21 protein-coding genes are annotated in these 23,650 nt (G+C 71.8%); 11 read left to right on the plus strand and 10 right to left on the minus strand.

Going from position 1 to position 23,650, the window contains the following annotated elements; translation table 11 throughout:
* Positions 1–110 precede the first annotated feature (110 nt).
* Positions 111–332 carry a hypothetical protein gene (locus MMF93_RS21260; protein WP_242753921.1) on the minus strand — a complete coding sequence of 74 codons (222 nt, stop codon included), beginning with the start codon at positions 330–332 and terminating at the stop codon, positions 111–113.
* A gap of 321 nt (positions 333–653) precedes the next feature.
* On the opposite strand from MMF93_RS21260, the gene MMF93_RS21265 reads away from it, so the two are divergent.
* Complete coding sequence (locus MMF93_RS21265; protein WP_242753924.1) at positions 654–1,412, plus strand: prepilin peptidase; 759 nt, start codon at positions 654–656, stop codon at positions 1,410–1,412.
* 264 nt (positions 1,413–1,676) lie between these two features.
* On the opposite strand, the gene mgrA is transcribed toward MMF93_RS21265, so the two are convergent.
* On the minus strand, positions 1,677–2,777 hold the full coding sequence (mgrA, locus tag MMF93_RS21270; protein ID WP_274709487.1) for an L-glyceraldehyde 3-phosphate reductase: 1,101 nt from the start codon (positions 2,775–2,777) through the stop codon (positions 1,677–1,679).
* A 106-nt stretch (positions 2,778–2,883) separates the two neighbouring features.
* Here mgrA and MMF93_RS21275 point away from each other — a divergent pair, with 106 nt between their 5' ends.
* The 4 genes from MMF93_RS21275 (at position 2,884) to MMF93_RS21290 (ending at position 8,433) form a co-directional block, all read left to right on the plus strand.
* A complete protein-coding gene (locus tag MMF93_RS21275; RefSeq protein WP_242753926.1) occupies positions 2,884–3,645 on the plus strand; it encodes an isoprenyl transferase in 762 nt (253 codons plus the stop codon).
* A 498-nt stretch (positions 3,646–4,143) separates the two neighbouring features.
* A complete protein-coding gene (locus MMF93_RS21280) occupies positions 4,144–5,484 on the plus strand; it encodes an RNA 5'-3' helicase PhoH2 (RefSeq protein ID WP_242753928.1) in 1,341 nt (446 codons plus the stop codon).
* A gap of 568 nt (positions 5,485–6,052) precedes the next feature.
* Entirely contained in the window at positions 6,053–6,784 is a 732-nt protein-coding gene (locus tag MMF93_RS21285) for an aggregation-promoting factor C-terminal-like domain-containing protein (RefSeq protein WP_242753929.1), read from the plus strand.
* Between the two features lie 236 nt (positions 6,785–7,020).
* Positions 7,021–8,433 carry an AI-2E family transporter gene (locus MMF93_RS21290; protein WP_242753931.1) on the plus strand — a complete coding sequence of 471 codons (1,413 nt, stop codon included), beginning with the start codon at positions 7,021–7,023 and terminating at the stop codon, positions 8,431–8,433.
* A gap of 57 nt (positions 8,434–8,490) precedes the next feature.
* Here MMF93_RS21290 and MMF93_RS21295 read toward each other — a convergent pair whose 3' ends face one another.
* On the minus strand, positions 8,491–10,335 hold the full coding sequence (locus MMF93_RS21295) for an alpha/beta hydrolase (protein ID WP_242753933.1): 1,845 nt from the start codon (positions 10,333–10,335) through the stop codon (positions 8,491–8,493).
* 298 nt (positions 10,336–10,633) lie between these two features.
* Here MMF93_RS21295 and MMF93_RS21300 point away from each other — a divergent pair, with 298 nt between their 5' ends.
* Together MMF93_RS21300 and MMF93_RS21305 are read left to right on the plus strand one after the other, a co-directional pair.
* Positions 10,634–11,569 carry an SPFH domain-containing protein gene (locus MMF93_RS21300; protein WP_242753935.1) on the plus strand — a complete coding sequence of 312 codons (936 nt, stop codon included), beginning with the start codon at positions 10,634–10,636 and terminating at the stop codon, positions 11,567–11,569.
* 134 nt (positions 11,570–11,703) lie between these two features.
* The gene (locus MMF93_RS21305) at positions 11,704–11,883 is read left to right on the plus strand and encodes a type II toxin-antitoxin system antitoxin (protein WP_242757690.1); all 180 of its coding nucleotides are present in this window, start codon (positions 11,704–11,706) and stop codon (positions 11,881–11,883) included.
* A 116-nt stretch (positions 11,884–11,999) separates the two neighbouring features.
* Here the strand turns inward: MMF93_RS21305 and MMF93_RS21310 are convergent, their stop codons facing one another.
* Positions 12,000–12,980 (minus strand): hydrogen peroxide-inducible genes activator, encoded by a 981-nt coding sequence (locus MMF93_RS21310; protein ID WP_242757691.1) that lies wholly within the window; start codon positions 12,978–12,980, stop codon positions 12,000–12,002.
* A 176-nt stretch (positions 12,981–13,156) separates the two neighbouring features.
* Here MMF93_RS21310 and MMF93_RS21315 point away from each other — a divergent pair, with 176 nt between their 5' ends.
* Positions 13,157–13,711, plus strand: a complete 555-nt coding sequence (locus MMF93_RS21315; RefSeq protein WP_242753937.1) for a peroxiredoxin — start codon at positions 13,157–13,159, stop codon at positions 13,709–13,711.
* Between the two features lie 6 nt (positions 13,712–13,717).
* A complete protein-coding gene (locus MMF93_RS21320) occupies positions 13,718–14,251 on the plus strand; it encodes an alkyl hydroperoxide reductase (RefSeq protein WP_242753941.1) in 534 nt (177 codons plus the stop codon).
* A gap of 75 nt (positions 14,252–14,326) precedes the next feature.
* Here MMF93_RS21320 and MMF93_RS21325 read toward each other — a convergent pair whose 3' ends face one another.
* From MMF93_RS21325 to MMF93_RS21350, 6 genes are all read right to left on the minus strand, one after another.
* Positions 14,327–16,555 carry a SpoIIE family protein phosphatase gene (locus MMF93_RS21325; RefSeq protein ID WP_242753944.1) on the minus strand — a complete coding sequence of 743 codons (2,229 nt, stop codon included), beginning with the start codon at positions 16,553–16,555 and terminating at the stop codon, positions 14,327–14,329.
* A gap of 65 nt (positions 16,556–16,620) precedes the next feature.
* Positions 16,621–17,331, minus strand: coding sequence for a class I SAM-dependent methyltransferase (locus tag MMF93_RS21330; protein WP_242753946.1), 711 nt, complete (start codon positions 17,329–17,331; stop codon positions 16,621–16,623).
* A gap of 105 nt (positions 17,332–17,436) precedes the next feature.
* Positions 17,437–18,129, minus strand: coding sequence for a cytidylyl-2-hydroxypropylphosphonate hydrolase (fomD, locus tag MMF93_RS21335; RefSeq protein ID WP_242753950.1), 693 nt, complete (start codon positions 18,127–18,129; stop codon positions 17,437–17,439).
* 132 nt (positions 18,130–18,261) lie between these two features.
* Positions 18,262–19,683, minus strand: coding sequence for a class II fumarate hydratase (locus MMF93_RS21340; RefSeq protein WP_242753952.1), 1,422 nt, complete (start codon positions 19,681–19,683; stop codon positions 18,262–18,264).
* Between the two features lie 65 nt (positions 19,684–19,748).
* Positions 19,749–20,006, minus strand: coding sequence for a hypothetical protein (locus MMF93_RS21345; protein WP_242753953.1), 258 nt, complete (start codon positions 20,004–20,006; stop codon positions 19,749–19,751).
* A gap of 226 nt (positions 20,007–20,232) precedes the next feature.
* The gene (locus tag MMF93_RS21350) at positions 20,233–21,933 is read right to left on the minus strand and encodes a fumarate hydratase (protein ID WP_242753955.1); all 1,701 of its coding nucleotides are present in this window, start codon (positions 21,931–21,933) and stop codon (positions 20,233–20,235) included.
* Between the two features lie 161 nt (positions 21,934–22,094).
* Between MMF93_RS21350 and MMF93_RS21355 the strand changes: the two genes are divergently transcribed.
* Together MMF93_RS21355 and MMF93_RS21360 are read left to right on the plus strand one after the other, a co-directional pair.
* Positions 22,095–22,895, plus strand: coding sequence for a DUF1707 SHOCT-like domain-containing protein (locus MMF93_RS21355; protein ID WP_242753957.1), 801 nt, complete (start codon positions 22,095–22,097; stop codon positions 22,893–22,895).
* Between the two features lie 232 nt (positions 22,896–23,127).
* On the plus strand, positions 23,128–23,502 hold the full coding sequence (locus tag MMF93_RS21360; protein ID WP_242753959.1) for a WhiB family transcriptional regulator: 375 nt from the start codon (positions 23,128–23,130) through the stop codon (positions 23,500–23,502).
* Positions 23,503–23,650 lie beyond the last annotated feature (148 nt).

The following is a 23,650-nucleotide window of genomic DNA, read 5'->3' on the forward strand; positions in this document are numbered from 1 at the left end:
CATGCTTGCGGATCAACGGGTGGGTGACGAGACCCCGTTGCGAACGGGGCGGGATATCGCGCGCTAGGCGGCGCGGAGTCGGAGAGAAGAGATGGCCAAGGCGGCGGCCCTCACGCCGCCTTGACCATCTCGGCGTGGACGGCGCGCTGCCACTGGCCGCGCAGCCTGTCCAGTTCGGCGAGAGCTTCCTTCGACCAGAGGGTGCGGCCGGCGACGAAGCTCCTGATCGCGTCGTTGGCCGCCGTGACGGTGAGCTCCGAGGCAGGCACCTGGCCCGCGTCGGTCTCCCGGAACCGTCCGGGCTCTCCGGGCCCGGTGGAAGTCGATGTCATGCGGACTACAGTACGGCCCCCCACTGACAACGGCAGTTGGTTAACGAGGCGCCCGGGGCGGCCGATTGGCGCTGCGTCGCAGGTGTCGGCGCTGTCCCGCTCCGAGATGCTCCGACCGGGTGTGAGATGAATCGCTCCCGGGAACCTCCGTACGGCGGATCGGCGGGCGGATCGAGCGGCGGTTCGGCAGCCTTTTCGGCGGCCGGCAGCTTTCTCGGCGGGGCCGGCGGCTTTCTCGACGACGAATGGGGCCCGGTCCGGGGGGAGCGGGAAGGGCTCGCCCCGGGGAAGGGGGCTCCGCCGCCGTCGTAAGCTCGCCGTGTGCCGCTGGAGTGGATAGCGATCGTGGCCGCCGCCGTCTACGGTGCCGCGGCCGGTGCCGTGCTGCCGCGCGCGGCCTACCGTCTCTCCGTCGAGCCCGGACAGCCCTGGCGTGACAGCTGCCCGCAAGGACACCCGCTGGGCGGCGGGGTGCGCGCGGTGCTCGGACCCGCCGTCTGCGGCGCCTGCGTGGGGGAGGGGGCACCGCACGAGCCCTACCGGGGTGGGCGCGGGGCTCTCGCGCTGGTCGGCGCCCTGGTGTGCGCCGGACTGGCGGCGGCCGTCGGTGTGCGGCCCGAGCTCGCGGTGTGGCTCCTGTGCGCGCCCCTCGCCCTGCTGCTCGCGGCGGTCGACCTGGCGGTGATGCGCCTCCCCGACCTGCTCACCCTGCCCTTGGCCGCCGGCACCGCCGCACTGCTCGGGCTCGCGGCCCTGCTGCCGGGCGCGGGCGGCAGTTGGCGGCGGGCACTGCTGGGCGGTCTGGTGCTGGCCGGCGCGTTCTTCGCGCTGTTCGTCATCAGTCCGCGCGCGGTGGCCTTCGGCGACGTCAAGCTGGCGCTGTCGGTGGGGGTCGCCCTTGGGTGGTACGGCTGGCCGGTGCTGTTCGCGGGCGCGTTCCTCGGCTTCCTGTTGGCCGCCGGATACGGCGTCGCGCTGGTGCTGACGGGCCGCGCCCGGCGCAGCAGCGCCCTGGCCTTCGGACCCTTCATGGTGCTCGGCGCGGCGGCGGGCGTCGCACTGGGCGGGCTCGCGGTCTGAACCACCGGGCCGGAACGGCAGGGGACGGCAGAGGCGACACGGGACGGCAGAGGCGACACGGGACGGCACAGGGACGACACGGCGACGACACGGAACGGTCTACTGGCCTGTGCGACACGGTCGTTGGTGTGCGGAACATCCCGCCCGAGGGGCTAAGGTGGGAACCCCCCCCTCGGGCCGGTCCGTATCCCCCCACGGACCGGCCCGCTTTTATGCCGTCCGGTGATGTCATTCGGTGATGTCATCCGGGACGGCGGTGCCGGATCAGGAGTTGCTGCTGGCCGCCCAGATGTTGGTGCCCGGCTCGGAGACCGCCAGGTCGTCGATCTCGCGCAGCTCCTCGTCGCTGAGCGGGGCTCCGCGCAGCGCGGCCACGTTGGCCTCCAGCTGGGTCACGGAGCTGGCTCCGATCAGCGCGGAGGTCATCCGCGGATCGCGCAGGACCCAGCGGAGCGCGAGCTGCGCCAGCGACTGGCCGCGGCGCTCGGCGACGGCGTTGAGGCCACGCAGCCGCCGCACGACCTCCTCGGTCAGCAGCCCCGGGTCCAGGGACTTGCCCTGGGAGGCGCGGGATCCCTCGGGAATGCCGTCGAGGTACTTGTCGGTGAGCATGCCCTGGGCGAGCGGTGCGAAGGAGATGCAGCCCATCCCCTCGGCCTCCAGGGTGTCGAGCAGCCCGTCCTCCTCCGTCCAGCGGTTGATCATCGAGTAGGACGGCTGGTGGATCAGCGCGGGCACGCCCATCTCGCGCAGCAGCCGTGCCGCCTCGCGGGTGCGGGCGGCGCTGTAGGAGGAGACGCCCGCGTAGCGGGCCTTGCCCTGCTGGACCGCGGAGGCGAGCGCCCCCATCGTCTCCTCGAGCGGGGTGTCGGGGTCGTAGCGGTGTGAGTAGAAGATGTCGACGTGGTCGAGCCCCATGCGGCCCAGTGAGGCGTCCAGGGAGGAGAGCAGGTACTTGCGCGAGCCCCACTCTCCGTACGGGCCCGGGTGCATGAGGTAGCCCGCCTTGGTGGAGATGACCAGCTCATCGCGGTAGGGGCGGAAGTCCTGGGCGAAGATGCGGCCGAAGTTCAGCTCGGCGGAGCCGGCCGGCGGGCCGTAGTTGTTCGCCAGGTCGAAATGGGTGACACCGAGGTCGAACGCACGGCGCAGAATCGCCCGCTGGGTCGCCAGCGGGCGGTCGTCGCCGAAGTTGTGCCACAGGCCGAGCGAGATCGCCGGCAGTTTCAGCCCCGAACGGCCGGTACGGCGGTACTCCATCGCGTCGTACCTGGCGGGGTCGGCCCGGTACAGGGTGTCCGAGGGGACAGCGGTGGGTGTGGGTGCGGAAAAGGAGGATGAGGTCTGGTGCGTGTGGTGCGTCATATGCCATTTCTTATCACCGCCACCTGACCGGCTCGGTTCGTACGTAAGGGCGAACGGCAGTAAGGTGCTGGAATCCCGATTCGGCACGGAGAGGCTGGCCGTTCCCATGAAGTTGCGCGACCTGGTGTACAAGCTCTATGCGCGCCGGGTGGAGGACCGTCTCGACCACGCACAGGTGCCCAAGCACATCGGCGTCATCCTGGACGGCAACCGTAGGTGGGCGCGCGCCTCCGGGGGAACGACTGAGCAGGGGCACAAGGCCGGGGCCAGCAAGATCCAGGAACTCCTCGGGTGGTGCGACGAGACCGACGTCGAGGTCGTCACCCTGTGGCTGCTGTCCACGGACAACCTCAACCGCCCCGAGGACGAACTGCTCCCGCTCGTCGGCATCATCGAGGACACCGTGCGCGACCTGGCCGCCGACGGGCGCTGGCGCGTGCACCACGTGGGACAGCTCGACCTGCTGCCCGCCAGGACCCAGCGGGTGCTCAAGGAAGCCGAGGAGCAGGCGGGCGAGGTCGACGGGATACTGGTCAACGTGGCCGTCGGATACGGCGGGCGGCAGGAGATCACCGACGCCGTCCGCTCCCTGCTGGCCGACCGCGCCGCGCGCGGGATAAGCCTCGACGCGTGCGCCGAAGAACTCACCGTCGAGGACATCTCCGAGCACCTCTACACCCGGGGCCAGCCCGACCCGGACCTCATCATCCGCACCAGCGGCGAAACCCGGCTCTCCGGCTTCATGCTCTGGCAGAGCGCCCATTCGGAGTACTACTTCGCCGAGGTCCTGTGGCCCGGCTTCCGCAAGGTCGACTTCCTCCGGGCCCTGCGCGACTACGCCGCCCGGCACCGCAGGTACGGCGGCTGAGGCCGCCCGCGCGCCGCGCAGCAAGCGGTCCGCGCGCCGCGGCTGAGAACGGCGCCCCGTCCCAGCGGCCCCGCCGTGCCGCCCGTGCCGCCTGTGCCACCGGCCCGCACCGCCCGCCCGCGCCCACCCGGCCCAACGGTGTCCCCCCCGCCGGGACTCTTCCCCGTGGCGGCTCCTCCCCTCCCTCGCACTCCTCGCCGGGGGGTCCTGCGCGGCGCTGTGCCCTCTCCCGTCCCAGGCGTGCCCCATGTCATTGCATGCTTGACCACTCGGGAGGGAATATTCCTCACGACCGTGCCCTCGCAGGGCCACGGTCGCCGGGAGGCCCGATTGGACACCACGGACGCCCCCGGGCCGCGTGAGGCTCCAGGCCGAGCGGTCGGCACGGGTGCAGGACGCGGCGGGCCGGAGGCCGGCCCGCGTGGTGCGGGCGCTCTCCGGTCTCTTCCCCCGCGACGCCGTCGCTCCCCGACCTCATCCGAGGGGGTACGTCCCACCGTGGTGATCAGCAAGAAGCGCAGCGAGTCCGACCGGCGCACGTACGTCATCGACACCAGCGTGCTGCTGGCGGACCCGGCCGCCATGGACAGGTTCGACGAGCACGAAGTGGTGCTCCCCGTGGTAGTCGTCACCGAGTTGGAGGCCAAGCGCAACCATCCAGAGCTGGGCTACTTCGCCCGGCAGGCCCTCCGCCGGCTCGACGAGTACCGGGTCAGGTACGGCCGGCTCGACGCGCCGATCCCCCTCAGCGACCTGGGCGGAACGCTCCGGGTCGAGCTGAACCACTCCGATCCGTCGGTGCTGCCGGCTGCCTTCTTGAACACGCAGGGCAGGCTCGGAGACAACGATTCGCGCATCCTCGCGGTCGCGCGGAACCTCCAGGCGGAGGGGTACGACGTGACGGTCGTCTCGAAGGACCTGCCGTTGCGCATCAAGGCGTCCTCCGTCGGGCTGCTGGCGGAGGAGTACCGCGCGGAGTTGGCCATCACCGACTCCGGCTGGACGGGCATGGCCGAACTCACCCTTCCGGGTGAAGACGTCGACGAACTGTTCGCGCAGGAAAGCGTGGCGCTGCCGTACGACGCACCGGAGCTTCCCGTCCACACCGGGCTGGTACTCCAGTCGGAGAAGGGCAAGGCGCTCGGCAGGGTGACCGCGGACGGCCGCATCCGGCTGGTGCGCGGCGACCGTGAGGCGTTCGGCATCAAGGGCCGTAGCGCCGAGCAGCGGGTGGCACTGGATCTGCTGCTCGACCCCGAGGTGGGCATCATCTCGATGGGCGGCCGCGCGGGCACGGGCAAGAGCGCGCTGGCCCTGTGCGCCGGTCTTGAGGCGGTGCTGGAGCGCAGGCAGCACAGCAAGGTGATGGTCTTCAGGCCGCTGTACGCGGTGGGGGGCCAGGAGCTGGGCTATCTGCCGGGCACCGAGGCGGAGAAGATGAGCCCGTGGGCGCAGGCCGTCTTCGACACGCTGTCGGCGGTCACCAGCCGTGAGGTCATCGAGGAGGTGGTGGCGCGCGGCATGCTGGAGGTGCTGCCGCTCACGCACATCCGCGGCAGGTCGCTGCACGACGCGTTCGTCATCGTGGACGAGGCGCAGTCGTTGGAGCGGAACGTGCTGCTGACGGTGTTGTCCCGGATCGGTACCGACTCGCGGGTGGTGCTCACCCACGACGTGGCGCAGCGGGACAACCTGCGGGTGGGGCGGTACGACGGTGTCGTCGCCGTCGTCGAGCGGCTGAAGGGGCATCCGCTCTTCTCCCACGTCACGCTGACGCGCTCGGAGCGTTCGCCGATCGCCGCGCTGGTGACCGAGATGCTGGAGGAGGGCCGCGTCTGATCCGTCCACCGGATCGTCCGATCAACCGGACTTCCCCCGGGACGATCAACCGGACATCCGCCAGGACGATCAGACCGTCATCCGTCATCCGTCATCCGTTATCCGCCGTCCGTCAGTACGGCCGACCGGACATCCCTCGTGCCGGTCGGCCGGGCGCTTCGCCGCTGACGAGGGGTCAGTACCGGGCGCTGCGGCGCCTGCCGGCTCAGGCCCTGTGCCCAAAGGGCGAAACAGCCTAGCGGCACGGGGCCTGATTGCGCGCTGTTTTCCGAGACCTCTTCGCCCCAAACACCGTGTGAGCTTTCCCACTCAACGCCGAATTGCTTCCACGCGTCCGGTTCCGGCAAGGTGTGGGTCCTGTCAGGCCCCGCATACGGCACATCCGCACCGCCAACGGTGCGACACCGCACAGCAGTACAGAACTGAACAGCAGTCGCGCCGTATGCCGCCCGAAGAACCACGCGGGCTCTCCCCGAGGGGAGGCCCACCGGGCCCGTGTCTCCCCCGCCCATACAAGGGAGGCCAGTGCCAGGGGCACGATTGCGTCCGCGAGGTCACCCGAGCGGGCATGTTGGAAGGAAACCGTGTGACTGCTCGGATTTCGGTCCGGGGATTCGCCGTGGCGTCCGCCACCGCGGTCACCACCGTCGGCGCCGTCGTCGGGGTCGCCGCAGGCGCCGACCAGGGTCAGGCGTCCGACGCCGAGGCCACCGCAGCGCAGGCGACGCTCCTAGAGGACATACCGGCCGGGTCTCAGGCCCAGGCGCAGACCGCTTCCCTCACGCAGCAGGCCGACGCCGCGTCGGTGGCCTCGGACGCGAAGGCGAAGAAGTCGGCCGAGGAAGCCGCCCGCAAGCAGGCCGCGAAGGACGCTGCGGCCAAGAGGGAGAAGGCCGAGAAGGAGGCCGCAGAGAAGAAGGCCGCCGAGAAGGCCAAGGAGCGGGACAAGATCCAGTCCGCTTCCAGCCGCTCCTCGGAACGCTCCGACTTCCCGCAGAAGTCCTCGTACTCCACGGCCGAGGTCCAGTCGATGGCCAAGCAGATCGTCGGCGGCGGCCAGTACCAGTGCTTCTCCCAGATCGTCACGCGCGAGTCGGGCTGGAACTACCAGGCGACCAACGCCTCCTCCGGCGCCTACGGCCTCGTCCAGGCGCTGCCGGGCTCGAAGATGGCCTCGGCGGGCGCCGACTGGCGGACCAACCCGGCCACCCAGATCAAGTGGGGCCTCAACTACATGAACGACCGGTACGGAAGCCCCTGCGGTGCGTGGGACTTCTGGCAGGCCAACCACTATTACTGAGCCGACCGGCCTCGCAGCTTGCCGGACCGCGTGTCCGGACGTGATGCCCCCCGCGGCGATCCGCCAGGATCGCCCCGGGGGGCATCCGTGTGTGCGCTCCGCGACCGCCGTCGCCGGGTGCGGGCTCCGCAGGGGTCCCGGCCGACCGGCGTCCGGTGCGGAAAGCAACCACCGGCCCGGGTAACGTCGTCCCTCACACGGCGAAGCCACTGGCGAGCGGGGGCGGAGGAAGCGGAATGACGAGCAGAACGGACAGGCTCAGGGCGGCCGTGGGCCGATGGGCCGCGAAGGCCGCCGAGCGGCGCGCCGAGGTGGGGGCTGACGCCGGCTCCGACCGCGGCAGGGGTGACGGGATCGACCACCGGCTGGACAACGTCCAGGCCGGCCGTGCCCAGGCCGAGGCGGAGGCGGGCGGTGATGAGGCGGGGAGCGACTACGTGCCGCCGCCTCCCCAGTACGCGCCCGCCATAGCCGCCAAACCGGAACCGGCCGCCGCCGTGCCGTGGGGAGTGCGGGTCGCCGCCGAGGCGGGGTGGCGCCTGCTGGTGCTCGCCGGTGTCATCTGGGTGCTGATGAAGGTCGTCAGCACCATCAGCCTGGTGATCATCGCGTTCTCCGCCGGTCTGCTCATCACCGCGCTGCTACAGCCCACGGTCGCCCGGCTGCGGCGGATCGGGCTCGGGCGCGGCCTGGCCACGGCCATCACCTTCATCGGCGGGTTCGTCATCATGGGCCTGGTCGGCTGGTTCGTGGTGTGGCAGGTGATGGAGAACCTGGACACCCTCACCGACAAGGTGCAGGCGGGTATCCAGGAGCTGCGCGACTGGGCGCTCAACGGTCCGTTCCACGTCTCCGAGGACCAGATCAACGACATCGCCCAGAACCTCAGCGACTGGGTGGGTGACAACAGCAAGGAGCTGACCTCGGCGGGCATCGAGGGCGTCACCGTCATCGTCGAGTTCCTCTCGGGCGCGCTGCTGACGATGTTCGTGACGCTCTTCCTGCTCTACGACGGCCGCCGCATCTGGGAGTGGACGCTCAAGTTCGTGCCCTCGGCCGCCCGCGAGGGCGTCGCCGGCGCGGGACCCCGGGCCTGGGCGACGCTCACCGGGTACGTGCGCGGCACGGTGATCGTCGCGCTGATCGACGCCATCTTCATCGGCATCGGGCTCTACTTCCTCAACGTGCCGATGGCCGTCCCGCTCGCCGTCTTCATCTTCCTGTTCGCCTTCATCCCGATCGTCGGTGCGGTGGTCTCCGGCGCGCTGGCCGTCGTCGTCGCGCTCGTCACCAACGGTCCGGTCTCCGCCGCGCTGACGCTGGCCGTGGTGCTGGCCGTCCAGCAGATCGAGAGCCACATCCTCCAGCCCTTCATCCTGGGCAGGCTGGTGCGCGTCCACCCGCTCGCCGTCGTCCTCGGCGTGACGGGCGGCAGCCTCATCGCGGGCATCCCCGGCGCGGTCGTGGCCGTGCCGCTGGTCGCCGTCAGCAACACGGTCGTCGGCTACCTGAAGGGGTACGCGCAGGAGCAGACGCTCCGCCGGCTGAGGGAGACCACGGAGCAGCCGGCCGCGGCCGGCGCCCGCGACGACGAGGGTCCTGCCCCCGGCCCCGGTCAGAAGCGGCTGCCGGGGGACGGCGGCGCCTAGCAGCGCGGCGGGCGGGGCCCCTCAGGCCGTCAGGCTGAGGAGGGGCCCCGCCCGCCGTCAGTAGGGGGCCTCCCGCCCGTCCATGAACCGGCGCAGCCGCTCGGTGTCCGTGTCCGTCCACCCCTCGGAGGGCGCGACGGCGGCCCAGGCCTCCACCGAGCCGTTGCCGTACCGGTGGCCGTGCGGTGCGCCGACGCCGTACGAGACGGCCATGTCCACCGTCGTCTGCCAGAAGGTGACCAGCGGGAACCAGTTGACCTCGTCGGTGATGTCGGGACCGAGGGGCTCGCGCAGCCAGCGCGGCGGGTTCAGCGCGAGGCCCGGTGACCACCACACGATCGCGTCCGAGGCGTTCTGCAGGTAGACGACGCGCGGCTGCTCCCAGGAGGAGGCGGGACCGGGGCGCGCGAGGTCCTCCTCGGGCCACTGCGCGAACCGGAAGTGGCGCCCGTCCTCGTACTCGGGCCGCCAGATGGGGCTGCCCGGGTCCCGGTGCGCGGTCAGTTCCCTGCGGAGCGGGGAGAAGTTGGGCGATCCCGCCAGCACCGCGCCGTCGACCTTGGAGAGCATGTCGTCGGGGCCGTCGAACGCGGCCTCGATGCCGTAGGCGCCCAGGGACTCGCCGAAGACGACGAGTTCGGGACGCCGGTCGGCGGGCTGTTGACGCAGGCGCGCGCGCACCGCGTCGACCAGGGCGCGGGTGGCGCGCCCGGCCTCCTCCTTGTCGACGAGGAAGGACGCCCAGCTGGGCAGGTAGGAGTACTGCACGGCCACGATGGCGGTGTCGCCGCCGTGGATGTACTCCAGCGGTTCGGCGTCCGTCGAGTTGACCCAGCCGCGGCCTGTCGTGCCGGCGATGGCGAGCACGCTCCGGTCGAACGCGCCGGTGCGTTCCAGCTCGCGCACCGCCAGCCGGGCGCGTGCGGTGAAGGTGGACGCCGACTCCTGGCCGACGTAGACGCGGATCGGCTGGATCGCCCACCTGCCGGTGACGGAGGTGATCTGCCGCGAGGTCAGGGAGGAGCCCGTGAAGTTGCGGCCCTCGTAGCCCAGCTCGTCCCAGTCGACGAGGGAGGCGGCGCTTCCCGAGACCAGCGGCGTGCGGGGCCGGGTGATGCCGTCCTTGGTGCTCTTGTCGGTGTTCTGCGCCAGATACGCGGCGACGTCGATGACGCCCCGGTCGAAGACGACGTCCCTGGTGCCGAAGACCACGACCATCGCGCTGACCAGGAGGCTCACCCCGATGGCCACCGGGCGCGGCACGAACCGTCCCAGCAGCCTGATCAGTACGCGGGTGCCGAGCCGCACGGTGCGGCCCAGCGCCACCAGCGCGCCGCAGATCGCCAGGGCCACCGCGGCGATCATCAGGGAATGCCAGGTGAGGGTCTCGGGCATCTCCTGGAGCCTGCGCAGCTCCCGCTGCGCGTCGGCGCTCCAGGACAGCGCGGCGATGGTCGCCACGGTGCTGAGCGCGTAGTACGTCAGCCAGGCGCGGGCTCTCAGGCGCGGACGGGGCCGCCGGTTCCCGCGCCCCCGCGAGCGCAGGCGGCGCCACAGGGGGCGCACGGTCAGCCGCACCAGCCACTCCGCGAGCGCGCCGATGCCGTATCCGATGGCGGCCGTTATTCCGCCGATCACCCCTTGCAGCAGCCAGGGCCTGGGCACGAGCGAGGGCGTCAGCGAGAGCCAGAAGAAGAGGGTGGCCCAGCAGATCGCCGGCAGCCCGGGCCAGCGCCGTACGACGAAGGAGGGGTCGGGCGGATCCCAGTAGGGGCGCCGGAGCAGCGCCCGGGCCAGCGCGCGGATCCTGCGCAGGCGCCGCCTGGCGCGCGGGGGCAGGGGGCGGCGCGGCGGGGGTATGCGACGGGGCGGTGCGAGCTGTCTGTCCGCGACCTGCCCCATCGTCCTCTTTCCCGTCTTTTCCGTCTTTCCCGTCCGGTGCGCTCACCGCAGTGCACAGCGCCGACCGTCCAGTATCGGCCGTCCCCGTCAGCGGACGCAGCGGGGGTCGAAGGGGTTGCTCAGCCGGTCGCAGGCCCGCGGGCGGCCTGCGCTTCCGCCAGGGTGCCGGGCCTGGCCGTGCCGCGTACCGGCGCGCACTGGCGGGGAGCGGATCCAGGCGCTAAAGTGATAGCACATTGATAGGGCGTGCCGTGGCGACCGTACGCGCGCCGGAGACCGGAGAGACCGGGGGAGAGCGATGACCACCGACCAGCCGACCGACGCACCCGAGATGCCCGCACCCGAAGTGCGCGAGACGAGCGCCCACAACATCCCGGGCGGGCTCGCCCTGCTCCTGGGACTGATCGGCTTCCTGATCGGCGTCGGTGCCACCGTCCTGGGCGGCGGAATGGCCTCGGACGGCCAGGGGGCCGCGGGCACCACGCTGCTCGTCGTCGGCATCCTGGTGGTGATCGGTTCCGTGTTCGGGATGGCGGGGCTGAACATGGTGGCGCCGGGCGAGGCCCGCGTCGTCCAGCTCTTCGGCCGCTACACCGGCACGATCCGCGCGGACGGTCTGCGCTGGGTCAACCCGCTCACCAGCCGCACCAAGATCTCCACCCGGGTGCGCAACCACGAGACGGCGGTCCTGAAGGTCAACGACGCCTACGGCAACCCGATCGAGCTCGCCGCGGTCGTCGTCTGGCAGGTGCGCGACACCGCGCAGGCCACCTTCTCGGTGGACGACTACGTCGAGTTCGTCTCCACGCAGACCGAGGCGGCGGTCCGCCACATCGCCATCGAGTACCCGTACGACGCACACGACGAGGCCGGGCTCTCGCTGCGCGGCAACGCCGAGGAGATCACCGAGAAGCTGGCCGCCGAACTGACCGCGCGCGTCCGCGCGGCCGGCGTGACCATCGTCGAGTCCCGCTTCACCCACCTCGCCTACGCGCCCGAGATCGCCTCGGCCATGCTCCAGCGGCAGCAGGCGGGCGCCGTCGTCGCCGCCCGGCAGAAGATCGTGGAAGGCGCCTGCGGCATGGTCGAGGACGCGCTGGCCAGGATCACGGCCCAGGACTTCGTGGAGCTGGACGAGGAGCGCAAGGCGAGCATGGTCAGCAACCTGCTGGTCGTGCTGTGCGGCGACCGCTCCCCGCAGCCCGTGATGAACACCGGGTCTCTCTACCAGTGACGGACGACGGCGAGGACACCGCCTCCGGCGGGAGCGCCGCGTCGAGCGGCCCCGCCGCCTCGGACGAGGGGGCCGAGGCGGCGGGGCCCGAGGGCCCGCAGCCCGCGAAGGGGAGGCCGCGGCAGCGCAAACAGGTGCTGCTGCGGCTCGACCCCACGATGCACGACGCACTCGCCCGCTGGGCCGCCGACGAACTGCGCTCCACCAACGCGCAGATCGACTACCTCCTGCGCCGGGCCCTCAAGGAGGCCGGCCGGCTGCCCAGCCAGGCCAGGCCGCACCCCCGCAGGGGCCGGCCGCCCCGCGAGGACTGAGCACCCGAATCCACGAAGCCGTACCGCGCCGGCGCGGTACGGCTCACGGAGGTGCGGAGCGGTCGCTCACGGCAGTGCGGAGCGGCCACTCACGGGAGTTGCGCGGGGTAGTCGGTTCACGGCAGTGCGGGGCGTACGGGAAGCGTCGCCAGCGCGGCGCGCAGGGCGTCCCCGAACGCGTGGAACTCCTCCTCCCGCGCCGCGCCCTCCCGTGTCGCCAGCGCGATGCGCCGCGAGGGCGCCGGATCGGCGAAACGGGCCGTCTGCAACGAGGCGTTGCGCCCGGTCTCCACGCGGACGGCGGTGTGCGGCAGCAGCGTGACGCCCATGCCCCCGGCCACCAGCTGCACCAGGGTGGAGAGCCCGGCCGCGCTGGTGGTCACCCCGGTCGACTCGGTGCGGCCCGCCTCGCGGCAGATGTCGAGTGCCTGATCGCGCAGGCAGTGCCCCTCGTCGAGCAGCAGCAGATCCAGCTCGCGCAGCATCGAGCGCGGCAGATCGCTGCGCCCGGCCGCCGGGTGGTCCCGCGGGGTGACAAGCACGAAGTCCTCGTCGAACAGGGGTATCTCCCGCACCCACGGCGCCGCGAGCGGCACCGCGCACAGCAGCAGGTCGAGCCGGCCCTGCCCGAGCCCCTCCAGCAGCGAGTCGGTCTGCTCCTCGTGGACCTGGAGATCCAGGTCGGGGTAGCGCTTGTGGACGAGGCCGAGCACGGTCGGCAGCAGGTACGGGGCGACCGTGGGGATCACTCCCAGGCGCAGCACGCCGGTGAAGGGAGCCTGCGCCGCCTCCGCCTCCTCCATGAGCTGGCCCATGGCGTGCAGCACGGCGCGTGCGCGCAGGGCCATCCGCTCACCGGCGGGGGAGAGCAGCACCTTTCGGGTGGTCCTTTCCAGCAGTTGCACCCCCAGCGTCTCCTCCAGCGCGGCGACAGCGCCCGAGAGCGCGGGCTGGCTCATGCCGATGGCCGCCGCGGCCTCCCGGAAGTGCAGGTGCTCGGCCACGGCGACGAAAGCCCGCAGCTGGGAGACGCTGGGCTGCCGGTGGCGGACGGTGCGCGACGGCTGCGCGGACGGGGAAGCGGGGGCCGGGTGCACGGGCTGCGCGGGCACGGACTGCGCGGTCGATGCGGTCACTGATAAGTCACTCCAATCAACCACACCAACTGTAGCTATTTCCGCGATCAATGCCGCATGTGGTTAGGTGGTTTCGACCAACCTCCAGGAATGCGCACAAACTGGGCATCCTGGCCGCAAGTGCAAGGAGTGTGTACGTGCTCACCGTCGGTGACAAGTTCCCCGAGTTCGAACTGACTGCCTGCGTCTCCCTGGAGAAGGGCAGCGAGTTCGAGACGATCCACCACAAGACCTACGAGGGCAAGTGGAAAATCGTCTTCGCGTGGCCCAAGGACTTCACCTTCGTCTGCCCGACGGAGATTTCCGCCTTCGGCAAGCTGAACGACGAGTTCGCCGACCGCGACGCCCAGATCCTCGGCTTCTCCGGTGACTCGGAGTTCGTGCACCACGCCTGGCGCAAGGACCACCCGGACCTGACCGACCTGCCCTTCCCGATGATGGCCGACTCCAAGCACGAGCTGATGCGCGCGCTCGGCATCGAGGGCGAGGACGGCTTCGCGCAGCGCGCCGTCTTCATCGTGGACCAGAACAACGAGATCCAGTTCACGATGGTGACCGCGGGCTCGGTCGGCCGTAACCCCAAGGAGGTCCTGCGGGTCCTCGACGCGCTGCAGACCGACGAGCTGTGCCCCTGCAACTGGACCCAGGGCGAGGAGACCCTCGACCCGGTCAAGCTGCTGGCGGGTGAGTGACCGACCATGGCTCTCGATGACCTGAAGCAGGCCCTTCCGGACTACGCGAAGGACCTCAAGCTCAACCTCGGCTCCGTCATAGGCAACTCCGAGCTGCCCAAGCAGCAGCTCTGGGGCACCGTGCTGGCCTGCGCCATCGCATCCCGCTCCGGCATCGTGCTGCGCGCCCTGGAGCCGGAGGCCAAGGAGAACCTGAGCGCGGAGGCCTACACCGCCGCGAAGTCGGCCGCCGCCGTCATGGCGATGAACAACGTCTTCTACCGCACCCGGCACCTGCTGTCGGACCCGGAGTACGGCACGCTCCGCGCCGGGCTGCGGATGAACGTCATCGGCAACCCCGGTGTCGAGAAGACCGACTTCGAGCTGTGGTCGCTCGCCGTCTCCGCGATCAACGGCTGCGGTCAGTGCCTCGACTCGCACGAGCAGGTGCTGCGCAAGGCCGGAGTGGACCGCGAGACGATCCAGGAGGCCTTCAAGATCGCCGCCGTCGTGCAGGCGGTCGGCGTCACCCTGGACGCCGAGGCGGACCTCAGCGCCTGACGGAACCCCGCGCATCGCGCTGTGCTCGGGCAGTCCACGTGGACTGCCCGAGCACAGCGCATGGTGGTGGAAGCGTCACGGTTCCGGTGCTGCCTCAGGCGCGGGCTCCGGGCAGGGGAGTTCGAACCAGACGACCTTGCCCGTGGACAGGCGGGTGGCACCCCAGCGCCGCGCCAGCCGGTTGACCAGGTAGAGACCGCGCCCGCCCTCGTCGGTGGCGCGCGCCTGACGGAGCCGCGGCAACTGCGGCACGTCGTCGCCGACCTCGCAGCGCAGCGTGTCCGTCCGCAGCAGCCGCAGCGTGATGGGACGCTCGGCGTACCGCACCGCGTTCGTGACGATCTCGCTGACCAGCAGCTCGACGGCGTCGGACAGCTCCTCCAGGCCCCAGCGGGCGAGCGCGCGGCGGGCGAGCCGCCTGGCCTGCCGCGCCGTCTGGGCGCGCGGGTCGAGGAACCAGTACGCCACGTCGCTGGGCGCGATCCCGTCGAACCTGGCGGCCAGCAGCGCGATGTCGTCGTCCCGGTCGCCGGGCCCGACGATGTCCAGCACCTCGTCGCACAGCGGCTCCAGCGGGGCGGCCGCGCCGGGCCGGGTCAGCCGCGCGGTGGCGGCCAGCTTCTCGCGCAGGTGCTCGATGCCGGTCCACACGTCGCGCTGCCGCGACTCGACGAGCCCGTCGGTGTAGAGCAGCAGCGTCGCGCCCGCGGGGGCGTCCAGTTCGACGGCCTCGAAGTCGACGCCGCCCACGCCGATCGGCGCCCCGGCCGGTATCCGCAGCACCTCGGCGCGCCCGCCCCGGTGCAGCATGACCGGCGGCGGATGGCCCGCGTTCGCGACGACGATGCGGTGCGCCACCGGGTCGTAGACGGCGTACAGGCAGGTGGCCATGCGGTCGCTGCCCAGCCGCTGCGCCTGCTCGTCCAGGTGGTGCAGCACCTCCTGCGGCGGCAGGTCCAGCCCCGCCAGGGTCTGCGCGGTGGTGCGCAGCTGACCCATGATCGCGGCGGAGGTCATCGAGTGGCCCATCACGTCGCCGACGACCAGTGCCACGCGGGAGCCCGGCAGCGGAATGGCGTCGTACCAGTCGCCGCCGACCCGCGCGGTCTCGGCCGCCGGAAGGTAGCGGCTGGCCAACTGCACCCCGGTGGGCTGCGGCAACTCGTCGGGGAGCATCGTGCGCTGAAGCTCGTCGGCGATGTAGGCCTCGCGCCCGTAGAGGACCGCCTTGTCGACGCCGAGGGCCGTGTGCGTGGCCAACTGCGCCGCGATCAGCAGGTCGTCCGGTTCGAACGCGGGACGGTCGGGGCGGCGGAGGAAGACCGCGGCCCCGATGACTCTGCGGCGGCCGCGCAGCGGAGCCAGGATGGCGCGGTTGCCCGCGGGCACGTCGCGGTCGGGGCCCAGGAGTTCGGGCAGCGCGGCGCTGGCCGCGGGGGAGTCGGCGAAGACGGGGCGTACGCCGCGCAGCACCTCGGCCAGCGGCCCGCCCGGGCGGACCTCGGCCAGTTGCGCCGCGGTCGTGCCGGCCACACCGGCCGCCATGCCGGAGACCATGCCGAAGGCGAGGCCCGCGCCGCCGCCCGCCTGCTGCCCGGCGTGCTCGGCGGCCTCACCCGCGGGGCTCGGCCCGGGGGCGACCGACTGGGCGGCTTGCAGCGCCTGCGCGGTCAGCGGGTCGTCGGGGATGCGGTCGCTGCGCCGCAGCCGCAGGACGAAGGGGCCCGTGGGGCGCTCGTCGCCCACCGGGAGCGGATCGCGCAGGTAGACGAGGATGGCGTCCGAGTACGCGGGCACGCTGGCGCGGCACAGCCCCAGTACCGTCTCGTCCAGGTCGACGCCGCGCGCGATGCGCCGCGTCGCCGCGCCGACGAACCGCAGCCGGTCCCCGCCCCGGCGCTCCCGCTCGGAGCGCTCACTGCCGTCCGGGGCGTCGCCAGGCGCCGGGGCCGGGGCGGTGCCTGCCCTGGCGCCGGCCGCGGGTCCCGCCCCGGCCGCGGGCTGCGGGGCGTGCGGCCGGTCATGCGGCCCCGGCTGCTGCTGGGGTGGCGAGGGGTGCGGCTGGGGCGGCGAGGGGTGCGGCTGGGGTTGCGCGGGGACGGCGTCGCGGCCGCGTGGTGCCGCCGCCTCGTCACCGGGACCCGGGCTGCTGGTGGCGCTGGTGGCGCGGGCGTCACCCGTGCCGCCGCCCGTGGGCTCGTCGGCGGCGTCCCGGCTCGGCGAGCCGGGCGGCTCGGGCGGCGTCGACTCGGCGGTGCTGCTCGCCGCAGGCTTCTCGTGCTCCGTCACGCGTTCGGTTTCCATCCATCCGGGGCTGCGCGTCGGCGCACGCCCAGCGCCAGGTGCCCGCGGTTGTGCGGGCTCGCGGTCTATGGGCGTCGTCGGCAGTGCAGGAAGAGCTGAATCTCGGGTGGTACGTCCGTGCTCGCAGGAGCGTACGCGCGTGCGTCCTCCTCCACGATGTCGAATCCCGCGTCCTGGACCACCCCGCGCAATTCGTCCCGCAGGTAGCCGGATACCCGGATCGCATTGCCCAGGAACGGAATGGCGAAATCGGTCACGTCCGCTTCCACCATTCCCAGGACCAGCGGCCCCTCGTCGCGCAGCTGTCCGTGCAGGGCCCGCAGCGCGAAAGGGATCTCCGCGCGGGGCAGCATCAGCAGCGAGAAGAAGGCGGCCACACCGTCGAACGGGCCCAGACCGGCCGACTCCAGGTCGGCGACGTCCAGTTTGCGGCACTCGCTCTCCGGCACGTTGTCGCGGCACAGCTTCAGCATCGACGACGACAGGTCGAGACCGACGACCTTGTGCCCCGCGTCGGCCAGCTGACGCGCGGTCGGCAACCCCGTGCCGCAGCCCACGTCGAGAACCCTGGAGCCGGGCGCCAGCTGCTGCGACAGCCACGCCGTGCCGGCGATCTGGCCCTCCTTGTGCGGAAACGCCTCGTCGTACCGGTCCCCAATGGCGTCGAAGGCCTCGGACTGACCCGTTCTGTCGATACTCGCGCGGTCAAAACCGTCATATGCCCCGGCACCTGACCCGGCTGTCCCGCTAGCCCCAAGACCCGCAGAGCTGCTCACGGCTGGGCTCCTTCCTGGCTGCCGGTCAAATCCCCGGGGAAGGCGGGAAGTTGTGCGGCGCATTTCGTACGGAGGTTGATCCTACGTTTGCAGTATGGGGGCGTATCAAGGGGCACCGTCAGCCCGGTGCGGGCACACGCCGGACGGCGGCCTGTCCCAGTCCTCGGGCAACGCGGGAACCGGCCATGCCGGGTCAGGACGCCAGCCCTCCCAACCGTCCGCGAACGGGGAGCCCCAGGTCTGCACCGCCTCGACGGCCCGCCGCCCCGCGTCGCGCACCCGCCCGGCCTGCGCGGCCGGCATCAGCCCCGCCCGCTGGGCCTCGGCGAACTCGTCCTCGTCCCGCCACTCCCAGCTCCCGTCCGGCCACACCTCCAGGTCCAGGAAGTGGTCCTCGGAGTCGACACCGCCCGGCCAGCGCAGCCGCGGCTCCTCCAGGTTCACGTAGAAGTTCTTGAACCGCCAGCCACGCTCCCAGAACAGCCACACCGACCACGGCTCGGCAGGCCGCGCCAGCTTGAGCACACCCATGCCGAACCAGGGGGTGAAAGCGGCCCTGCGCGGCTTGGTGTACCGGGTGGCCAGCGGTTCGCGGTGCAACGGGGTACCGTCCGCCAGCTCGGGGCGTACGCACAGCGTGCCCGGAGCCATCCACACCGCCAGCAGCTCGGCGGTGTCCTGCACGACGGTGACGGGGCGGCAGATGTGGAAGTGTGCGGCGCCGTTGGCGCGGTAGCGCCACAGGATGGGGGTCCCCGTGGGCCAGCGCTGCGTCGTCGCCGCCTGTTCCGCTGTCATGACGAGATCTTAGGTGCCCGCCGCACCGACCCGCCGTGAGCTGCGCCGCCGCCCCGCCACACGTGCCGCGGGCCGGGGCCCCTACGCCCCGCGGCACGTGTGGCGGGGCGCCCCGTCCGGGCCGTGTCGCCGTCAGGGATGCGTCATCCGCAGCACGTCCAGCGCCTCGTCCAGCTGCTCCTGCGTCAGCTCGCCCCGCTCGACGTACCCGCTGCGCAGCACGGCCTCACGGATGGTCAGCTCCTCGGCCAGCGCCTTCTTCGCGACCGCCGCCGCTTTCTCGTACCCGATGTACTTGTTCAGCGGCGTGACGACGGAGGGCGACGACTGAGCGTACGTGCGCGCCCGCTCCGCGTTCGCCGTGATCCCGTCGACCGTGCGATCGGCCAGCAGCCGCGAGGCGTTCGCCAGCAACCGCACCGACTCCAGCAGGTTCTTGGCGATGACGGGCAGCATCACGTTCAGCTCGAAGTTGCCCGCTGCACCCGCCGCGGCGACCGTCGCGTCGTTCCCGGTGACCTGCGCCGCGACCATCAGCACCGCCTCCGGGATCACCGGATTGACCTTCCCCGGCATGATCGAGGAACCCGGCTGGAGGTCGGGCAACGCGATCTCCGCCAGCCCCGTCCGGGGCCCGGAGGCCATCCAGCGCAGGTCGTTGCAGATCTTCGTGAGCCCCACCGCGACCGTACGCAGCTGTCCCGAGGTCTCCACCAGGGCGTCCCGCGCGCCCTGCGCCTCGAAGTGGTCCCGCGCCTCCGTCAGCGGCAGCCCCGTGCCGCGCGCGACCTCCTCGATGACGGCGGCCGCGAAACCGGGCGGGGTGTTGATGCCCGTACCCACCGCCGTACCGCCCAGGGGCAATTCCGCCAGCCTGGGCAGGGCGGCGCGCAGCCGCTCCACGCCGTACCGCATCTGCGCCGCGTAGCCCCCGAACTCCTGGCCGAGCGTGACGGGCGTCGCGTCCATCAGGTGCGTCCGCCCCGACTTCACGACCTGCGCGAACTCGCCCGCCTTCGCCTCCAGCGAGCCGGCCAGGTGCTCCAGCGCCGGAACCAGGTCCGCCGTCACCGCGGCCGTGGCGGCGATGTGCAGCGAGGAGGGGAACACGTCGTTGGACGACTGGCTGGCGTTGACGTGGTCGTTCGGGTGGACGGTCACCGGATCGCCGGAGGCGCCGCCTGCGCCGCCCAGGCGTTCGGTGGCCAGCGTCGCCAGCACCTCGTTCATGTTCATGTTCGAGGAGGTGCCCGAGCCGGTCTGGAAGACGTCGACCGGGAAGTGCTCGTCCCAGTCCCCCCGCGCGACCTCCTCAGCGGCCGCACGGACGGCCTCGGCCCGCTCCTCGTCCAGCACCCCGAGCCGCGCGTTCACCACGGCCGCCGCCGCCTTGATCCGGGCCAGCGCCTCGATGTGCGCACGCTCCAGCCGCTGCCCGCTGACGGGAAAGTTCTCCACGGCCCGCTGCGTCTGCGCCCGCCACTTGGCGTGCGCCGGAACCCGCACCTCACCCATCGAGTCGTGTTCGGTCCGGTACTCCGCGCTGTCGGTCATTCGTGCACCTCCCTCACGCACAGCGTTCCGCACGGGTCCCCGCATTCCCGGCACGCCATGCGGGGTCAGCCCCCCGCGGCCCCCTCGCCCCCCGCCGCCTCGAACACCTCTTCGGCGCATCCGGCCGTCACGGCACGGACGAACCAGCGGTTCAACAGCTCGCTGTCCGTACACGAGACGATGCGCTCGCGCTGGGTTTCGGTGAGAGGGATGTGCCGGGTGTCGAGGACCTGCAGCAGTTTCTCGACGTGCGTCTGCACCCGGCCCTGGTCGCGGAAACCCTCGGCGAGCCAGCTGCGGGATTCGAAGAGTCCGGTTCCCATGAGTGTCCTCCACAGAGTGTGCGGTTCGGCCTCCCGCTGTCACCGCGCACACGGCCGCGCCTGCACACGGCAGCCATACGCCCGTACGGGTGGCATCCACCCATATGAGTACCGGAGCCCTCAGCGTCCTCATAACGTCACGGCCATGGTCAACTCGCCGTACGAGGCGCACCATCGCGGGGGCGGACCCGGGGTGTCGGGCCGCCCCCTGGGGCAGGAGCCTGGCTCAGGAGCCCTGGCGTACCGGGATCGAGGTGACGAAGGGCTGTTCGGGGGCCGGGTCGGCGAAGAAGTCGTTGCCCTTGTCGTCCACGACGATGAACGCGGGGAAGTCCTCGACCTCGATCCGCCAGACGGCCTCCATGCCCAGCTCCTCGTACTCCAGGACCTCGACCTTCTTGATGCAGTCCTGGGCGAGCCGGGCCGCGGGGCCGCCGATGGAGCCGAGGTAGAAGCCGCCGTGCGACGCGCACGCGTCGGTGACCTGCTTGCTGCGGTTGCCCTTGGCGAGCATCACCTTCGAGCCGCCCGCCGCCTGGAACTGCTCGACGTAGGCGTCCATGCGTCCGGCCGTGGTCGGTCCGAAGGACCCGGAGGCGTAGCCCTCGGGGGTCTTGGCGGGACCCGCGTAGTAGACGGGGTGGTCCTTGAGGTACTGCGGGATCTCCTCGCCCGCGTCCAGCCGCTCCTTGATCTTCGCGTGCGCGATGTCGCGGGCGACGACGAGCGTGCCCGTCAGCGACAGCCGGGTCTTGACCGGGTGCTTGGTCAGCTCGGCGAGGATCTCGTCCATGGGGCGCATCAGGTCGATCCGCACCGCGTCCAGGTCGGGGCCCGCGCCCTCGGTCAGCTGGGCCGCGGTGGTGTCCGGCAGGAAGCGCGCCGGGTCGGTCTCCAGCTGCTCCAGGAAGACGCCCTCGGCGGTGATCTTCGCCTTGGCCTGCCGGTCGGCCGAGCAGGAGACGGCGATGGCGACGGGGCAGGAGGCGCCGTGCCGCGGCAGCCGCACCACGCGCACGTCGTGGCAGAAGTACTTGCCGCCGAACTGGGCGCCGATGCCGATCTTCTGCGTCAGCTCGAAGACCTTGTCCTCCAGCTCGGTGTCCCGGAAGCCGTGCCCCGAGGGGGAACCCTCGGTGGGCAGCTCGTCCAGGTAGTGCGCGGAGGCGTACTTGGCGGTCTTGAGCGCGTACTCGGCGCTGGTGCCGCCGACGACGATCGCCAGGTGGTACGGCGGGCAGGCCGCGGTGCCCAGCGACCGGATCTTCTCCTCCAGGAACCGCATCATGGAGGCCTCGTTCAGCACCGCCTTCGTCTCCTGGTAGAGGAAGGACTTGTTGGCGCTGCCGCCGCCCTTGGCCATGAACAGGAACTTGTAGGCGTCACCGTCGGTCGCGTACAGCTCGATCTGCGCGGGCAGGTTGGTGCCGGTGTTCTTCTCGTCCCACATGGTCAGCGGCGCCATCTGGGAGTAGCGCAGGTTGAGCTGGGTGTAGGCGTCGTGGATGCCGCGCGAGAGCGCCTCCTCGTCGCCGCCCGCCGTCAGCACCTGCTGGCCGCGCTTGCCCATCACGATGGCGGTGCCGGTGTCCTGGCACATGGGCAGCACGCCGGCCGCCGCGATGTTGGCGTTCTTGAGCAGGTCGAGGGCGACGAAGCGGTCGTTGGCGCTGGCCTCGGGGTCGTCGAGGATGCGGCGCAGCTGCGCGAGGTGTTCGGGTCGCAGGTAGTGCTGGATGTCGTGGACGGCCTCGGCCGCCAGCTTGCGCAGCGCCTCAGGATCCACCGTGAGGAAGGTGCGCCCGTCCGCCTCGAAGGTGCTGACGCCCTCGCTGGTGACCAGGCGGTAGGGCGTGGGGTCCGCACCGGTGGGGAGCAGGTCCGTGTAGGAGAACTCCGGGCTGGCCGGTTGGGAGCTGGCAGACATACTGGGGACTCTTCCTCTCACACTCACGGCCTCCCGCGTGATCGTCGCGGAAGAAGGCCACGGCTCTCGGCGATGGGAGCGCGTCTCACAGCGTAGAACCCGGACGCAAGGAGGCCGTCCGGGGGTAGTCGCGATCTATCGCGTTTGGGTACGCTGCCTGTGTGACTGAAGACTCCTCGCGTCCCTCGCTCGAAAAGCAGCCGGCCTCGCTCGAGAAGCAGCCGGCTGACGGACGCCCGCAGGCCTCCGCCGCTCCGGTCCACGCGCCCGCGGTACGGGACGCCGACGTGCGCGCCTCGGACGCGGACCGCGACCGCGTCGCCGACATCCTCCGCGAGGCCCTCGCCGAGGGCCGGCTGGACGCGCAGGAGCACGGCGAGCGGATCGAGTCCGTCTACGCGGCCAAGACGATGGGTGAACTGGAGCCGCTGGTCGGCGACCTGCCCGCGGGCCGCGGGGCTGCCGCGGGCGCGGCGCACGGAGCCGGCCAGGGCGCCCAGGGCGGGCAGCGCTCGCACGCCTCGGCGTTCGCCAACTACGCGGCTTCGCACACCAGCGCGCCGGGCGCCCACGGGTGGGGACCCAAGGAGAACCTCGTCGCGATCTTCAGCGGCTCCGGGCGCAAGGGGCGCTGGCGGGTCCCCCGCAAGATCAACGCGTTCGCTCTCTTCGGCGGCATCGAGATCGATCTGACCGAGGCGCTGTTCGAGCACCCGCACGTGCAGATCAACGCCACTGCGATCTTCGGTGGAATCGAGATCCGCGTCCCGGAGAACGTCACGCTCCAGCAGAAGGGCGCCGGCGTCTTCGGCGGCTTCGACGTCCATGTCACCGACTCCCCGGATCCGGGAGCCCCCACGGTCCTGGTCGAGGGTGTCGCGATTTTCGGGGGTGTGGAGGCCAAGCCGAAGCGCGGTTCGGCCATCCAGAACCTGCTGGACCGGTTCCGCAAGGAACCGTGACAGCCCCCGGCGTGCGCTGCGGACGGCGCGCGCCGGGGAGCGTGCGCCAGGGCGCGCGTGGGGGGCCACGCAATGCATACCGGCACGTACAGCGGGTAGGGCTCGGGCATCGTCTTTCGTACGGTCTGACTGCGGACCGGCTCCGATGAGCCGGTGGGGGACCCGTGGACTGCCGTGCGCTGCAAGACGGGTGAAGGAGACCGCACCTCCGTCGTCGCGTCAGGAGCAGACCGTGCTGCACACGCCGCATCAGTCCCTGCAGGCCGCCGCCGCCACCGTCCCCGTCCAGCGAACGCCTGAGCGAGATGACCAGGCAGGCCCCTGGCACGGCGACGCCGTCTGCCGCCGGGACGAGGCAGGGCTCTTCTTCGCTCCGTCCAAGGAACCCACGGCCGCCAGGCTCTCCAGGGAACAGGCCGCCAAGCGGGTCTGCGCCCGCTGCCCCGTCCTGGTCGAGTGCCGCGAGCACGCACTGGTGATGCCTGAGCCGTACGGCGTATGGGGCGGTCTGACGGCCGCTGAGCGGCGCGTCGTCCTCTCGCGCCGCCGCCGCGCCAAGACCGCCGCGGCGGCCGAGACCCCTGCCGAGGTGTCCCGCATCGCGTAACCCGCGCCCGCTCCCGCCCCTGCTCGGACCGAGACACCTCCGCCCGCGGAGCCGCCCGCCTGGCGGGCGACCCTGACCGCTGCGACGGGGGCGCCGGCCGCGCGGATGAAAGCCCGTCCTCAGCTCCGCCCCTGCTCCGCCCCTGCTC

It is taken from the genome of Streptomyces tubbatahanensis (assembly GCF_022699385.1).
GTDB classification, from domain to species: Bacteria; Actinomycetota; Actinomycetes; order Streptomycetales; family Streptomycetaceae; genus Streptomyces; species Streptomyces diacarni.